Genomic DNA, 16,246 nt, shown 5'->3' on the forward strand with positions numbered 1-16,246 from the left:
CATGAAAATGAACCCCAGCGTCCAACCACGACCAGTAAAATAATTCAGAAGGTATTGCCTGAAACCGAGACCTATATCTGGCAACGAAAAGAACCGCCTCAGCAGCTGATTGAAAAAATAAAAGATAAAGAGACAGATGCCTGGTTACTCTTCCCCGCCGATAGGCCTGATCTTATTTCGCGGAAAAAGAACTTTTGCGGTGTTAATCCCGGCAGAAATGCATTGATCATCATTCCAGACGGAACTTGGAAAGAGGTTCGTAAGATAGTACGTAAAAGCCCGTGGCTTGATCAGTTACCACTATTGGCTTTTGACCCCCAAACACCCAGCCGCTATGACCTACGAAGAAACCCCGATGCAGACCACCTTTGTACCGCTGAAACAGTGGTGGAATTATTGAAGTTGAATAATGAGCTGAATAGCGCAATAGAGTTGGACAGAACGGTTGATCTTTTTATTGATGGTTACAAAACCTCAAAACGCGCTTAGACCTTGGGAACAGAGCCCCCCCTTACAATTCAGGTTGTTGCCTTCTCCACTGGTCAGCTACAGCACTATCAACCTGCTGTCCCAATTCGCCATTCTCGTAAATATCCACTAAGCGCCTAATAGCCAATTGATGCCCCTGCTCTGCAGCCTGCTGGTAGAAAGCCATAGCTTTACTGTTATCAGCCTGAAAATAATGTTCGAAACCCTCTTCAAAGATTTTCCCCATCTGATACTGAGCCTTCACATCACCTTTCTCCGCAGCCTGTTGTAGGTAGATCCCTCCCTGAATACGGTTCTGTGCACCATCACCACGAAAATGCAGAAGATGCCCGTACACAGATAAAGCGCGTTTATGCCCATTATCCGCGGCGAACCGAAAAAGCTTCATCACAAAATCATGTTTTTTTATGGATTTCTGATTGATTGAGGAACGAAACAATCGGTAAGCGATGAAGAAAATAACAGGGGCAAGCAATCGATTGAACCAGCGCATAAAAAATTTCTCACTAAGGAAATAACGTTATTATCCAACGCAGATATTACATCAAATAAACCGAATTTATGGTTAGTTTAAGTTGTCATAACAAACAAAGATCAGTTAGCATGACAAGCATGTACAGGGAGTACTGGAGCTTATAAAAGGCATAACACTACCTCTATTTCCTGCCAAACATACCAGCTCAATACTATTTTTTAAGGATGAAAGATGAACGATATCGTTGAAAACCCCTACTCCGCACCAGAAGCTGATCTGGAAAAACCTCAACAAGCCAATGATCTAAGAGTCTTCACCCGTTTTACCACTTGGGCTGTTTTCGGATTATCGATTATTACGCTGGGCTTTTACACTATTTACTGGCTCTACAATCGCACCGAAAAGCTCAATTCGATCATCGAAGATAAAATTTCAAAAGGTTATATGATTGCTACAACGGTAGTGTATATCCTTAGTATGTTATTGTCCTACGCGCCTCTTGCTGTTGGGCAGGGTTCCGAAATGATGATTGTTGCCCAACCTATTATTAGTTTAGTAAGTGCGATAATGATGTTGATCTGGGTATTCAAGTTCCGTAATCGCCTTAACAGAATAACGCAGAGTGAAGGCAAACCAACCTGGTGCGGCCCTATTCTGACCTTCTTCTTTCAGACCCTGTATCTAAACTATAAGATCAACCAAAATCTGGACATGCGAAACAGCACTGATCAGGCTTAATCGTGTCTCATTCTGAGCTACTGGATACCAGCAATAGCATAGAAACACCGGAGGGAATTGAATTCACCTCCGTTATTGCTGGCCCAGTGCCAAGGATTCTGGCTTATTTAATTGACTTCGGCTGGCGCTGCCTGTTCTACATAGTGCTAGCTATAATCACAGCCTTTATCGGTGATGTAGGAGTCGGGTTTTTCCTTGTCCTTACTTTCCTGACGGAGTGGTTCTATCCCGTCTTTTTTGAAGTTTTCAGAAATGGGCAAACACCTGGTAAGAAAAGTCTCAATCTGAAAGTCGTCAACGACGATCTAACCCCGGTTAATGGCAGCAGCTCCGTTATTCGCAACCTGCTCAGGTCCGCCGACTTTATACCCTCTCTGTATCTGTTCGGAATCATTAGCATGGTTCTGAGTAAGAAGTTCCAACGCTTGGGAGATATGGCGGCAGGTACGATTGTAATTTATGTCAATGTAGAGCAACACAGCAAAACAGATAGCAGTGTCCACGCAGCCCCACCCGAAATACCCCTAACCGCAGAAGAGAGGAAAGCGATCACTAATTTCAGAAACCGAAGTGATGTTATCAGTGAATCCCGACAAGTCGAACTTACTGATATCCTCGAACCCATTACCGGAACCACAGGAAGCGAGGGTCTCAATAAGATAAAAGCTATTTCTGCCTGGTTGTTGGGAAGAGGTTAAGCTGGAGAATGAAGCAACAAGAGTTCGAAAATCTGTACACTGAGAGCTGGAATCATTTTGAAACCAGTATCAACGATCTACGCCAGAAGAAAACCAAACCTTCGCCCCAATTTCCGGAGCAGTACCGCCAAATCTGCAGCCAGTTATCACTGGCCCGACAGCGCCACTATTCCGACAACATCATCAAACGCCTCAATAATCTGGTGATGGAAGGCCATCATATCCTTTACCAAAAAGATAACCGCTTCCCGATAAAACAATTAGCCAGAGCGTTAGATAGCTTTGTTACAAGCTTACGTCAGAACAATCGCTTTGTTTTACTGTCCGCACTGCTTCTTGTTATTCCTGGGCTTCTGGCAGGATTACTCAGTTATCTGGATGAAACAATCATATTCAGTCTGATTAGTCCTGAACAAGTAAAACACATGGAAGAGATGTATGACCCAGCAAGGGATAAAATCGGAAGAGACAGAGGCTCTGAAACAGATTTGGCCATGTTTGGTCATTACATCAAAAACAATATCGGTATTGCCTTTCAAACCTTTGCTGGGGGTATCTTCCTCGGTCTCGGTTCCATTTTCTTTCTCTGCTATAACGGACTTTACATTGGTGCTATTGCGGGCAGATTGACTAGCGTTGGTTATTCAGTGACCTTTTACCCCTTCGTTATTGGTCATGGTGCCTTTGAACTTACAGCAATTGTTTTCAGCGGTGCTGCAGGTTTAATGATCGGTTATTCACTGATTAATCCTGGCAATCTTCCGCGTATCAAAGCACTTAGAAAAACCGCTAGGGAAGCTGTAAAAATCATCTACGGAGCTACCTTTATGCTCCTGATTGCTGCGTTCCTAGAAGCTTTCTGGTCGTCCAGCACACAACTTGCTATCCAGCTAAAACTGGGAATTGGCGCAATCCTGTGGCTGCTGGTGTTCTGGTTTTGTTTCCTATCACCTTTTGGGGAACGACGTCATGAATCTGACTGAACTCCAGATCAAAGCAGAACTACGCAGTAAATGGCAGGCCATCGATCTCGGTATAGCCATGGCAAAAAGATGGTATCTGCCCATGTTTCTCTCTTGGCTAATACCAGCTGTGATCATTTTTACTGGTATGAACATCTTTTTCTGGGAGTCACCCTGGGTTGCCATCTTAACAGTCTGGTGGCTTAAACCTTTATTTGATCGCTTGCCCCTTTTCCTACTCAGCCGTTATCTATTTAACGAAGCCACATTTAAACAGCTCAACCTGAAATCTCTTTTCAAGCTGTATTGTTTTGACCTGCTAAGTGCCCTGACATGGCGCCGCCTTGATTTCAGGCGTTCTTTTTCGCTAGCGATTACCATACTGGAAAAACAGAAAGGGCTAAAAAGATCTAAAAGGTATAGTTTGTTGCAACAGGGCTGCGGTAACGCAGCCACATGGTTGACATTGGTGTTAGTTCATCTGGAGATGTTAGTCTGTTTAGGTTTTATCTCACTGATCATTTTGTTCATTCCACAGGATATCAATTGGGATTTCTTCCGTACCATTCTGGATAACTCTCTTCTATTCGAACACATTTACAACTCAATCTATGTTGTTTCAGTCTGCCTGATCGCACCTTTTTATGTGGCCTGTGGGTTCAGCCTTTATATCAATCGAAGAATTGAACTGGAAGCATGGGATCTTGAACTGATCTTTCGCCATAGTATGGAAAAAAGAACGGAAGGTAACGCTCTTCAGGCGACGGTTTCAAGCCTAGCAGCCATTTGCCTTAGCGCTTCGCTCTTACTGCCTTCAACCCCAGTTCAGGCAGAACAAACATACCCAAACACTGCAAAACCTGTTGATCCTGTGTTTATTGAGAACATCGAAAGTGTAGACACCAAGCAGGAGATTCTTTCTATCCTTGAATCCCCTCCGTTTGTCATCGAGAAACAAGTTACCGAGTGGCAATTGAAGCCTACAGATCATGAGACAGATTCGGATATGGACCTTCCGGAATGGCTAAAAAATCTGGAGGATATCGATGGCTTTTCAGGTTTTATAAAAGGCGCTGCGCTGGTGATTGAAATCGCAATCTGGGTAGCTATCGCTTTATTGGTTTTTTTCCTGTTAAAGAGCTTAGTAGAGAATCTTGATCTCAGACCAGGAAGCAAGCGTACCAGCAAAATCACTACCCAAGACAAACCCGAAGTCATTATGGGGCTGGTTCTTACTACTGAAAGCCTGCCCAATGATATTGAAGCGGCGATGAGCACAGCTATCAATGATGGGGATAACCGGCTTGCTCTTTCTCTGCTCTACCGCTACAGCCTTTACCAACTGATCCACCACCACAACGTTCCTTTAGAAAACTGGCATACCGAATATGAATGTTCAGCTATCGTCGCCCAGCATCTGAATAACGAACTCAGTCAGTTCTTCACGACCCTAACGCTTATCTGGCAACAGCAAGCTTATGCGCACATCACCCCGGACATGGCACAAATGAAAAAGCTCTGCTCATCGGTGGTGGAGGTTATGAAACCATGAATGGCAACAAGGGAAAAATTCTGATTGTACTTCTACTGTGCCTGCTAGGCTTCTGGCTGGGTAAAAATATGCAGCAAGTAGAACGGATCGTTAATGACGGTCCTGCGCTTAGTGTTACAAGTAACGATTTCTATGCAGCCGGACAACTCCTCAAACGCAGTGGGCAAAAAGTCAGCCATAGTAGCACTATGGTTACCGTGGACGATCTTGGTCCTGAGGATACCCTGATCCTTACTAACACAGCTACCCTGACCCGTGAACAGGACGCAGAAACATTACTGCATTGGGTACGACAAGGGGGAAACCTAATCTGGGAGTACTCTAAAGGGGAACAACACAATCCACTGGCGGAGATCTTATCTGTCACTGCGATATCTATTGAAGAAAACTATATCTCTGAAACAAAACAAGAAATAGCAGATCTTCTTAACCAGCAAGAACAGAAGTTAAAAGAATCGCTGACCAATACTGAATCAACCAAAAAGGAACTCACACCTAAAGAAGCGGTTAGGCACAACATTCAGAAAACCGAAAAACAAACAGCAACGTCTCAGATTAGCTATCTGATAATAGGTTCAACAACGGAGAACTATCTTTTACGTTTTAAAAACAAGAGATCTGTTTACCACGCAGCGCTCGATTCCAAAAACCATCAGCCTGATGTTTATCTGCTGTCACAGGCCTCAACGGAAAACACAACAACTCAAAACAAAACTACGCTTATCCAGTTAGCTATTGGCCTGGGCAGAGTGACTGTAGTGAGCGATTCTAGCCTGTGGAATAACCGAAATATTGGCCTGTTTGACCATGCGCACAGCCTGAAATACCTAACCAGTAAAAGCCCTCATATTTTTATTCAGAGAAATGTGAACTGGCCATCGGTCAACCAGCTAATACTTCAATACGCACCTGAAACGGCGTTAATGACAGTGCTTCTACTAATTTTCTGGCTGATTTATAAAGGTCTCCGTTTCGGTCCTATTATCTCTGAAAGACAAAATAACCGTCGTTCAATCAAAGAACATATTAGCGCCATTGCTAATTTTCACTATCGCTACGATCAACACGATTTTCTACTGAGTTCATTACGCCAAAGTATCTATCTGAAAATGCGTAACAACCTGAGCACCTTTGACAGGTTAACTCAATCGGAACAATTCGTGCAGATATCAAACCTCAGCCAGATCCAGCCTGAGGATGTGAGTTTCGCTCTGACCGAAGCCGAAACATACAGCGACATGGAACTGATGCGAATCATCAGGTTACTCATCACTATCAGGAATGCGTTATGAACCAAGAACCAGAAATGGGCAGTACCTCGCCACAAACAGATCAACAGATTGAATTCCTACGCAGCAGTATCAAAAAAGTACTTCTTGGGCAGGATGACGTTATTGATCAGGTACTGATTGCACTTTTATGTAAGGGGCACGTACTACTGGAAGGTTTACCTGGACTAGGAAAAACCCTATTGGTTAAAGCATTAGCGACCTGCTTCTCAGGACAGTTTAAGCGTATCCAGTTCACACCAGATCTGATGCCTGCGGATATGACCGGTCATGCAATTTATGATATGCAAAAGGGGAAATTCAATATCCGCAAAGGCCCAATTTTCACTAATCTATTACTCGCCGATGAAATTAACCGTGCTCCCGCTAAAACACAGGCCGCATTACTTGAAGTGATGCAGGAAAAGCAGGTAACGATTGAAGGTAAGCCCTACCCTATGACCCCTCCTTTTATGGTGCTGGCAACCCAGAACCCGATTGAACAAGAGGGCACCTATCCCTTGCCAGAAGCGGAGCTTGACCGCTTTCTACTTAAAGTATTTATCGACTACCCGGGATTTGAAGATGAAAAGCAATTGGTCTCCAGTGTTACCAGTGGCCAGTTAGCGATAGAAAATATGAATGATCACATCACTCAAGCCATCGGCTCTGAAGATATTCTCCAACTACAAAAGATCACACAAGAAATCGCCATAGATGAGCAGGTGCTCGACTACGCAGTACGTTTAGTTCAAGCAACACGAAATACCAGCACAATTCTCAAAGGAGCAGGCCCCAGAGCCAGCATTGGCATTGTCAGCGCTGCAAAAGCCTGGGCGCTTATGAATAAACGCAACTTTGTTTTGCCGGACGATATTAAACAGGTTTCTATTCCGGTAATGCGTCACCGTATTCTGCTTTCACCCGAAAGCGAGATCGAAGGATTTACACCTGACCGTATCCTTAATCAGCTTATCCAGACAGTGGATACACCGAAGGTATAGACAGAGATGAAGTTCATACCAGATAAAAGGCTACTAAAAGGGAGTATAGGTTTCCTGAGCGCCGGGCTGTTACTGGTTGTAATCCGCGTAATGACCAGTAAAGAAGATACAGCACTGTATGAACAGGCCTGGTGGTTTCTGTTTGCTCTCGCAAGTCTGGTTGCTATTATTGATCTTCTACTGGTTAAATTATCTGGGCAGATTGATTGCAAAAGAAAACTACCGGGAAATCTGGCTCTGGCATCACCAAACAAGGTCAGTCTTAAATTCGACAATCTTTCTAAGCGGAGAATACACTTCGGTTATATTGACGATTACCCAGATTCAATAACAACAGAACAACTTCCCTCTGAGCTGACACTGGAACCCAATAAGAGCGCCGTTGCTAATTATTCCATACGCCCCATTAAGCGCGGTGAAGCCTTATTCAGGCATATCGATCTTAGAATTCAATCCCCTTTGCAGTTCTGGCGCCTGCAAAAGCGAATACCACTAGAACAAAGCACCAAAATTTTTCCTAATTTTATGGCTGTCGCCAATCTTAATTTTCTCGACTACGAGCAACGACTGGCGCATATAGGAGCACATATCTCGCAACGTCGCGGAGCAGGACAGGAATTCAGACAACTTCGTGAATATCAACGCGGTGATGAGATCCGCCAGATTGACTGGAAAGCCACCTCCAGACAACATCGTTTAATTTCTCGTGAGTATCAGGACGAAAGAGATCAGGAGATCATTTTCATGCTTGATAGTGGCCGCCGAATGCGGACCATGGATCAAAATCTCAGTCACTTTGACCACAGTTTAAACGCCTTACTACTGACATCTTATATCGCATTATCAGCAGGTGATGCCGTGGGGTTTATGAGCTTCGCCGGTAATAATCGTTGGTTAAAACCCGTGAAAGGGAAAACAGCGATAACGACACTACTCAACAATCTTTATGACTTGCATAGCAGCGTGGAATCCAGCGATCTATCTTATGCTGCAGAAAACCTGTTGTGCAGACATCAAAAGCGATCTTTAATTATTATCATCTCTAACCTGCGTGATAACGATAGCGATGACCTATTACAGGCAGTCAAACTACTATCCAGAAAACACCTGGTCATCGTCGCTTGCCTGCGTGAAAGCTATCTCCATGACGAGACGCCACAAACTGAAGGCTCTCTTCAGGAAATGCTAAATATCGCAGCCTCAAACCTCTATATAGAACAACGTAAAGGGCTGATTAAGAGACTCCAATCTAAAGGTGTTGTTGTGGTGGATTCAACACCCCAACAGATGCATGTTTCTCTGGTTAATCAATACATATCCCTCAAACGAGCAGGCCGAATCTAAAAAATGAGATACAGCCTGTAAATAAGCTTAACCATGTTCTATGATTCTGAGACAAGTTTGAGAATCAAATACACTTATAACAAAAGAACTTATATCGTAATGATATAAGTCAGATAGCTCGCCAGAGATAAAGCGCAATGAAAATCTACGAAGATAATTCCCTAACCATTGGTAATACACCACTGGTTCATCTGAAACGTTTAGCACCCAACCTGAACATTTTCGCAAAAGTAGAATCTCGTAACCCAGCAGGTTCTGTAAAATGCCGCATCGGTGCCAGTATGATCTGGAATGCGGAAAAAAGTGGTGTTCTGAAGCCAGGCATGACCATGGTTGAACCGACCAGTGGTAATACAGGTATTGCTCTGGCGTTTGTCGCAGCGTCCCGTGGTTATAACATCATCTTTACAATGCCATCTTCGATGAGTCTTGAACGCCGCAAAATCATGAAAGCACTCGGTGCAGAGATTGTTCTTACAGAACCAGCTAAGGGCATGAAAGGCGCTATCGAGAAAGCTCAGGAGATCGTTAACGAAGATCCTGACCATTACCTGATGCTGCAACAATTCGAGAACCCTGCTAACCCAGAGATTCATGAAAAAACCACCGGCCCAGAGATCTGGAATGATACTGACGGAGAAGTAGATATTCTGGTAGCAGGTGTAGGTACTGGCGGTACCATTAGCGGCACAACTCGCTATATCAAACAGACCCAGGGTAAGAACATTACAGCGATTGCAGTTGAGCCAACCGATTCTCCAGTAATCACCCAGACTCTGAATGGTGATGAAGTTAAACCTGCCCCTCATAAAATTCAGGGGATCGGCGCAGGCTTTGTTCCAAAGAACCTTGATCTGGACCTGGTTGATCAGGTTGAACAGGTTGGTAATGACGATGCCATCGCTACAGCACGCCTCTTGATGGAAAAAGAAGGTATTCTTGCAGGTATTTCAAGCGGTGCGGCCCTTTGTGCAGCACTACGAGTGGCAGAGCAGTCAGAAAATGCGGGTAAGAACATTGTGGTAATCCTGCCTGACTCTGGCGAACGCTACCTGTCTTCTGCTCTGTTTGCAGGTATGTTCACTGATAATGAGATGGTGCAGTAATTCACTAAGCCTCATAACAGAAAAGCCGGAGTTATCATCCCCGGCTTTTTACATCTATTATTTGCTTAGTTAAGAAGCTTACGAATCTGTTCATGAGACGGAAACGAATCCAGATGATCCACATGAACGTTCCGGTCACTGGTTTTTACTACGTTGTACCATGATGCTTTACGCTGCTTACCCTCATAGCATCCATCCACTTCGTAGTTTTCACCATCAACTGCTAGAATCGCAATTGTGCGGGTGTGCATGTCAGTTTGCATAGCTCTACTCTGAGGTTGTACTCTTAAGCCGTTCTTCAGTATGCCGCCGCTTAAAGAGCTGTGTGCTATTTATACAGATAAGCTTAGTCCACCCCCCTCTGTATATACAATTTTGTGGACTATCATCAGGTTATGTGTGCCCCTGTTTTTGCAAGGCACTGTTTTATAGGTAACCCCTTTGAAAAGTCTCTACCTTCCCGTTGGGCTGATTATATCTTTCATCATTGCCTGGATTTTGCCTGAACCCGGCAGCCTGCTTAAAGAACTTGGCCTGATTCCGTGGATGGTGGTGATTATCTTTCTGATTAACGGCTATCAGACCAATCTCAGTGAACTACCCAAAGACCGCTCATTTCTTTATGCGCTGATTATCGGCGGGTTTATCTCCCTGATAGTTAGCCCATTTATTGGGCTCGGGGTATCTGAACTTTTGGCGCTACCGGCTGGGATCGCCCTGGGGATTATCGTTAAATCAACCGTTCCACCCACCCTGTCAACCTGTATAGTGATGACGCAAATCACCAATGGTTACCCGTTATGGGCACTGGTGATGACAGTGATTCTCAATATTGTGGGCGTTTTCACAATCCCATTCATGTTGGGCTTAACCATGGAAAGTGCAGGTAATATAACGATAGAACCATTACCCTTGCTGAAAACACTGGTATTGCTCGTTTTAGTACCCTTTATGGTCGGGGTTTTAGCCAAACGTGTATCAACCGTCGATCCGAAAAACCTGATTCTGCAGTACCTTCCCTCCACCTGTGTAATTACTACGGTCTGGATGGCATTATCTGATTCAAATGAACTGTTTCAGAACCTGGAAATCAGCACTCTGCTAAAAATCGCTGTAGCTATTCTGCTCATTCATTTCTCACTGATGATATTGAGCTACTTGACCAGCATAGGCCTTAAATTGGACCCCGGTGCCCGATTGGCCATGCTGTTTACGATCTCCCAAAAGACACTGCCAGTAGCTATTAGCGTACTGGCAGCTCTTAATATGCCGATAGGTGAAGCGATCCTAGCTTGTGTACTGTTCCACTTCCTAATGCTGTTCACCGATTCAATGATCGCTCCAAAATTGAAGATAAGCGGAGAAGAAACCTCAGCTTAGTGAACTCAGGAATTCCACAGAAGGAGCAAAAAAAGCCTGCCCAGTTACAGCACGGGTATATTTCAGCAGGTGATCACAATGCCCTTCGCCATCACCCTCGATCATACTTTTCAGCATCAGGGTAAAGTTTTCCGGGGTGCGACAGTAGCTGGCAAACAGCAGACCGCATTCCTGGGTATCACCGTATGGCATACTGTGACGCAATATCTCAACCGAGTTACCTTCAGTATCTTTAAGTGAAGTACGTTTAGTGTGCGCTGTCAGCGCTTTGTCCGCAGAGGCATACTCAACATTATCCTCTTTAGTTCGACCAATGGTATCTTCCTGGGTTTTAACCGGCTGCTTATTCCAGAAACCCATGTTGTGAACATAACGCTGCAAATGGATATAGGAACCACCAGCAAATTCTGGATCTTCCTCACCTACAACAGCCACTTCTGCACGGTGGTCCCCTTCCGGATTCTCAGTACCATCAACAAACCCGGTCAGATCGCGGCTATCCAGATAACGAAAGCCTTCAACCTCTTCATGCAACTGAACCGCATCACCCAGTTCAGTCATAATCTGCTGCGCCAGTTTAAAGTTAAGGTCTTTCCGCTCTGAACGGATATGGAGTAGGAGATCAACCGGCGTATTGGGCGCCACCATCTCACCATTTTCAAATGTAGGAAATGGTTGCAGATCCTGCGGTGCTTTATCTCCCGCTATCTGGCTCCAATAACTGCTACCTATAGCAACCACCAAGTGCAGATCTGCACCCGGATTCTCCTGATTGCATTGCTGTTCCAATTGAACAGACTGACGCAGAAGCGCTCTGACTTTGCTTGTAGCGTCTGGATTACGAGTCTGATTTAACGTGATAAACAACGCTGATGGATTAGCGTCTGCAACAATACCGCTCTGATACTGAGCCATTTGAGATCTCCCTCACCCTCAAAAATTGTTGTTTCAGTATAAGCAGTTAAACGCGAGGAAGGAATTTAAGAAAATTGATAGTTCTTATTAATCCGAACTATGAAACACTGGTCAGAGGTAGCTCATACTATAAAATTATTTGATACTCACAACTTAAAATAAGAAAGCCTAATAATCCGTCGAGAAGCATGATTAGTAGGCTTGGCGAAGGGATGTTCAAGTCATTCTAGATTAATAACAGATCCCCACTATCGAGAAGATGCTGAACATATTCTTCGTGGGGACCGGTAGGTTCATCTGTAGCAGGATCTGATTCCAATTCCTTGTCATTGATATCAACCATGTCCCACATCTCTGGAAGTCGGTTTTCCGCATTTTTTGGTAAGATGTCGAACTGCTTTTCAAAACTGAAAGTCGCATCTCGACTTATGAAGCCTGACTTTGGAGCATATAGGGAAGCATAACTGCTGATCAAAGCTGCAAAGTCACTGTCTCGACTCTCATGAGACACATTTAGCAGAATTTCTTTAATAGCATTTGCTTGTTCCGCACCATTGTATTCAGCAATACCTAAAGCAACACTCTCAGTAAAATCCTCAGCAAAGCCTATCTTGTTTATAATAGAGATGGCATCCTTGTTCCTGGCTCCCATTAATATCTCCAGCGCAATATTCTGAAGAGTCATTACCCCATCATCTAAAAAGGCAGTCCAAGCATTCAAGCCAATCTCTTCGGCGGGTCTGTTAAAACACTGGATATAGATCTCGTTCACCAACTCACGATTGGTTAAGTGCCCATAGCGTTCATTGAACTCAGTCGAGTTACCAAAGGCATCAATCACGGAAGAAAGGTTACCTCCATTACTTCCTAAGGCATCCGACCAAGCTACCAGTCCGCCGGGATCTGCTGGACGGCCATAGAAAGCAACATAGGCAGCTTGGATCACAGTGTCATTGGTTTGGTCCGAAATCAAATCATAGATAGGGGCGGTAACATAACTTGAGGTAACAGACTCTAATGTACCTCCACCATCGGTATAGCTGACTTGGACACTGATTTTCTGTTTGGATTGTGATGAATCAAGAGTAAAAAATTCACCCGACGCATTCTCGATAGCAGAGCCATCCAGTAACCACTGATAGCTGAACTCACCCAATCCATCAGCGTCAGAAAGCGTGTTGTTTATTCCCAGTTGACCATCTGCTTCTACTGAACCGAATATTTCTATAATGCCGTCGGGCGGGGTATTGCTCAGCTCCTGCTGAACTTCTGTAATATCTGTTAAATCTTCAGCATTCTCCAAAGCCGTATTTGTTTCAACTGCTAAAGCTAACTCTTCAGTACCCAACACAGTACCGAACATTTCTTCCAAGTAAGTTTCATCCGATAGATCAAGTGTTGCACCACTGGAGGCTGACGTTGTCAAGGCCGAGACAACCTCTTCAAAATCACTTCCCGCTTCATCAGCTAAGATACCCAGCGTTGCAATCTGTACTGCCGCAGCATGAACTGTTACGGCTGTATCAGTATCTTCAGCCAAAGGGTCATATTGGGTAAGGTCAATATCATCCTCAATCCCCAAAGCCGTTTGAATCTGAACTTCAGCCTCACTGATAGAAACCCCTTCCTCACTGGCAAAGCTATCAATCAATGTCGTGATTGGGGTAACGACAGCAGACCCTTCCGGCGCGGTCAGAATTAGATTATTAGGTAATCCCGTATCTATGTTAGTACCGCCAACAGCAATGATAGAACCTTGAAGGACGGTATCTATCTCAAAGTTACCATTAGCATCCGTATCTACCCCTGTATCTTCTTCAGGATCTGCAACTCCATTGTCATTCGCATCGATGTAGATAGATGCCCCTGCAACATAACCATCAATTACAGAACCGCTTGCATTGATCGTCACTGGGGCTGTGGCTGAAGACGTTTTTGACTCCAGTGTGCCATAAGCATCTATATAACTGGCAACAACAGTTACCGTTGAACCAACATAATCTTCCGTTAATAACAGCTCATCATCAGTCGCTGCTTCGAGATCAACTTCATCTAGCTGCCACTGATAGCTAATTACACCTAATCCGTCTTCGTCGGTCAGGGTGTTTGACGCCGTTAAAGTCTGCCCTTCCTCCGTTGCGCCTGAAATAGATACAGTGCCTGCAGGATCATCATTTACGTTAGCTACAGGTGAGGTTGGAATAGATTCAACCGACTCAAGCATGCCCAAGCCATCCGTATAACTTGCAACGACTGTAATTTCTGAACTGACATGATCTTGAGTAAGAAGCAATTGGTCATCGGTTGCCCCATCAATAGCAAGCCCATCAACATACCACTGATAACTAATTAGACCTAACCCATCTTCATCAGCTACGTCATTTTTAGCTGTAAGTATCTGATCCTCTTCTGCTATGCCATTGACGGTAACCCCTCCTTCAGGGGCTGTATTTACAACTGGAATGGGGTTACCGAAGGCGTCGTAGCGTTGTGCAAAAATGCCGGTAGAGGAACCATCTTGATTATTTGAAAACCAAGTTATAATCCAGCCACCATCAGGTAATGCAGCGACAGAGGGCACCGACTGGAAAGAATCAGTATGTGTATTAACCTGAAATTCGCCAATAGGATCAGCTACACCGTTACTATCAAAACGCTGGCCAAAAATACCAATGTCCGAACCATCTTGGTCTTCTGACATCCAAGTTACGATCCACCCCCCATCAGATAGAGCCGCAGTGTCGAGATGGGTTTGCTGACCACTCGTATAAGTATTAACCTGAAATTCACCTCGAGGGTCAGGTATCCCACTACTATTATAGAGTTGACCAAAAATACCACTTGCAGAATCATCCGTCCCCATCCAAGTTACTACCCAGCCACCATCAATGAGTGTGATAACAGAGGGAATGCCAATATTCCCATCGAAGGATGTACTAACTTTTATCTCTCCTAGTGGGTCAGCTACACCATTATTATCATAACGTTGAGAATATATGCCTGAGCCAGAAGAGCCATACCCTGCCCACACAACCAACCATCCACCATCATCCAACCCAATGGTAGAAGGGTGAGTTTGATAAAGGTGGGTATAAGTATTAATAGGGAATTCACCTACCGGATCTGCAATACCTTGGCTGTCATAACGCTGCCCATATACACCTGTGTAACTTCCATCCTGTCCATTGGATGACCAAGTAATTATCCAACCACCATCCGCCAAGGCCGCAGCTGAAGGATGGTCCTGATTATCATTTGTATACGTATTAACTGGGAACTCACCAAATGGATCAGGGTCACCATTATTATCAAACCGTTGGCCATAAACGCCGTAGTTTGATCCATCTTGCCCTTGTGACCACCAAATAACTAACCAGCCACCATCATCTAACGCTACAACTAAGGGGCGGTCCTGCTGGCCCGTTGTAAAGGTATTTACATGAAACTCCTCTCCAACAGCTATCCCTCGATCTGAGTACCTTTGACCATAGATACCTTCAGCTGCCCCCTCGTGGAATGATCCCCAGGTAATTACCCAGCCCCCATCAGTGAGCGAAGCAATTGAAGGATCACGTTGCGCATTCTCTGTGGTGGTATTAACTAAAAACTCCGTTCTTAAAATCACTACATCGGTTGTATCTGAAACAAACGTTTCAACTGTACCCTATAGGTCAATATATGAAGTGGCCACAGAGATTTGTTTACCAATCTCACTGCTCGTTAACTGGTACATGGATGCTGTGGCATCGGGAATGTCATCTCCATCAGCTTTCCACTGGTATGAAAGTACACCCAAACCATCCAAATCAGACAAATCGGTTAATATTGTTAAGGTCTCTCCCTCAAAAAGATTACCTGAGATTGTTACCGTTCCTACTGGATCATCATTTACATTAGATACAGACGAAGTAGCTAATGATGTTACAGATTCGTTTGTGCCTTTTTGATCAACATAAGAAGCCAGTACTTTGATTTCTTTTCCCACATGAATTTGGGAAAGTAGTAACTGTTCAGAGGTCGCCCCATCAATCTCAATATCATCTGCTATCCATTGGTAGCTTATTTCACCAAGACCATCTTCATCTATCAGATTGTTTGAAGCAGAAAGAACTTCACCTTGAATAGGTGAACCAGTAATAGTTACTGACCCTGTAGGTAAATTGTTATTGGCTATCACCGACAGCTGGTAGGTCGCATTACCCCAACCCGAGGACCCCAGGTAGTGGTAATCCGAGGACGTGGGTGTGTACGTCACCCGGGCATTTAAACCGGTGCCCGAGTCACTATCACTGGTCCCCGCTATCAGGAGACCCGC

Annotated in this window: 15 protein-coding genes; 10 read left to right on the plus strand and 5 right to left on the minus strand. The window is 44.4% G+C overall.

Features of this window, described 5'->3' with window-relative positions; genetic code table 11:
- Positions 1–489: tRNA-uridine aminocarboxypropyltransferase (locus tag GY843_RS12245; RefSeq protein ID WP_297310010.1), on the plus strand; the 489-nt coding region annotated here is incomplete at its 5' end.
- Between the two features lie 22 nt (positions 490–511).
- Here the strand turns inward: GY843_RS12245 and GY843_RS12250 are convergent.
- A complete protein-coding gene (locus GY843_RS12250; RefSeq protein ID WP_297310012.1) occupies positions 512–982 on the minus strand; it encodes a sel1 repeat family protein in 471 nt (156 codons plus the stop codon).
- 213 nt (positions 983–1,195) lie between these two features.
- Here GY843_RS12250 and GY843_RS12255 point away from each other — a divergent pair, with 213 nt between their 5' ends.
- The 8 genes from GY843_RS12255 to cysK all read left to right on the plus strand — a co-directional run bounded on the left by GY843_RS12255 (position 1,196) and on the right by cysK (position 9,636).
- Positions 1,196–1,702, plus strand: coding sequence for a DUF4234 domain-containing protein (locus GY843_RS12255; protein ID WP_297310013.1), 507 nt, complete (start codon positions 1,196–1,198; stop codon positions 1,700–1,702).
- Positions 1,703–1,704: 2 nt separating this feature from the next.
- Positions 1,705–2,400 carry an RDD family protein gene (locus GY843_RS12260; protein ID WP_297310015.1) on the plus strand — a complete coding sequence of 232 codons (696 nt, stop codon included), beginning with the start codon at positions 1,705–1,707 and terminating at the stop codon, positions 2,398–2,400.
- 8 nt (positions 2,401–2,408) lie between these two features.
- Positions 2,409–3,383 (plus strand): stage II sporulation protein M, encoded by a 975-nt coding sequence (locus GY843_RS12265; protein ID WP_297310017.1) that lies wholly within the window; start codon positions 2,409–2,411, stop codon positions 3,381–3,383.
- On the plus strand, positions 3,370–4,914 hold the full coding sequence (locus tag GY843_RS12270; RefSeq protein ID WP_297310019.1) for a hypothetical protein: 1,545 nt from the start codon (positions 3,370–3,372) through the stop codon (positions 4,912–4,914). Before GY843_RS12265 ends, GY843_RS12270 begins: the two co-directional genes overlap by 14 nt.
- Entirely contained in the window at positions 4,911–6,206 is a 1,296-nt protein-coding gene (locus tag GY843_RS12275; protein WP_297310021.1) for a DUF4350 domain-containing protein, read from the plus strand. The genes GY843_RS12270 and GY843_RS12275 overlap by 4 nt, the downstream gene beginning before the upstream one ends.
- A complete protein-coding gene (locus tag GY843_RS12280) occupies positions 6,203–7,186 on the plus strand; it encodes a MoxR family ATPase (protein WP_297310023.1) in 984 nt (327 codons plus the stop codon). The genes GY843_RS12275 and GY843_RS12280 overlap by 4 nt, the downstream gene beginning before the upstream one ends.
- 6 nt (positions 7,187–7,192) lie before the next feature.
- The gene (locus tag GY843_RS12285; protein ID WP_297310025.1) at positions 7,193–8,530 is read left to right on the plus strand and encodes a DUF58 domain-containing protein; all 1,338 of its coding nucleotides are present in this window, start codon (positions 7,193–7,195) and stop codon (positions 8,528–8,530) included.
- Between the two features lie 137 nt (positions 8,531–8,667).
- Positions 8,668–9,636 (plus strand): cysteine synthase A, encoded by a 969-nt coding sequence (gene cysK, locus GY843_RS12290; RefSeq protein ID WP_297310027.1) that lies wholly within the window; start codon positions 8,668–8,670, stop codon positions 9,634–9,636.
- Between the two features lie 65 nt (positions 9,637–9,701).
- On the opposite strand, the gene GY843_RS12295 is transcribed toward cysK, so the two are convergent.
- Positions 9,702–9,899: a hypothetical protein gene (locus GY843_RS12295; protein WP_297310032.1), complete on the minus strand. Its 198-nt coding sequence runs from the start codon at positions 9,897–9,899 to the stop codon at positions 9,702–9,704.
- Between the two features lie 178 nt (positions 9,900–10,077).
- Between GY843_RS12295 and GY843_RS12300 the strand changes: the two genes are divergently transcribed.
- Positions 10,078–11,016 carry a bile acid:sodium symporter gene (locus tag GY843_RS12300; protein WP_297310039.1) on the plus strand — a complete coding sequence of 313 codons (939 nt, stop codon included), beginning with the start codon at positions 10,078–10,080 and terminating at the stop codon, positions 11,014–11,016.
- Here the strand turns inward: GY843_RS12300 and GY843_RS12305 are convergent.
- The 3 genes from GY843_RS12305 to GY843_RS12315 all read right to left on the minus strand — a co-directional run.
- Positions 11,008–11,931 (minus strand): Dyp-type peroxidase, encoded by a 924-nt coding sequence (locus GY843_RS12305; RefSeq protein WP_297310041.1) that lies wholly within the window; start codon positions 11,929–11,931, stop codon positions 11,008–11,010. The genes GY843_RS12300 and GY843_RS12305 overlap by 9 nt on opposite strands.
- Before the next feature lie 226 nt (positions 11,932–12,157).
- Positions 12,158–15,556 (minus strand): DUF4214 domain-containing protein, encoded by a 3,399-nt coding sequence (locus GY843_RS12310; RefSeq protein ID WP_297310043.1) that lies wholly within the window; start codon positions 15,554–15,556, stop codon positions 12,158–12,160.
- Positions 15,557–15,595: 39 nt separating this feature from the next.
- On the minus strand, positions 15,596–16,246 hold a 651-nt coding region (locus GY843_RS12315; protein WP_297310045.1), incomplete at its 5' end, for a hypothetical protein.

Source organism: Neptuniibacter sp. (genome assembly GCF_024231755.1).
Taxonomy (GTDB): domain Bacteria; phylum Pseudomonadota; class Gammaproteobacteria; order Pseudomonadales; family Balneatricaceae; genus Neptuniibacter.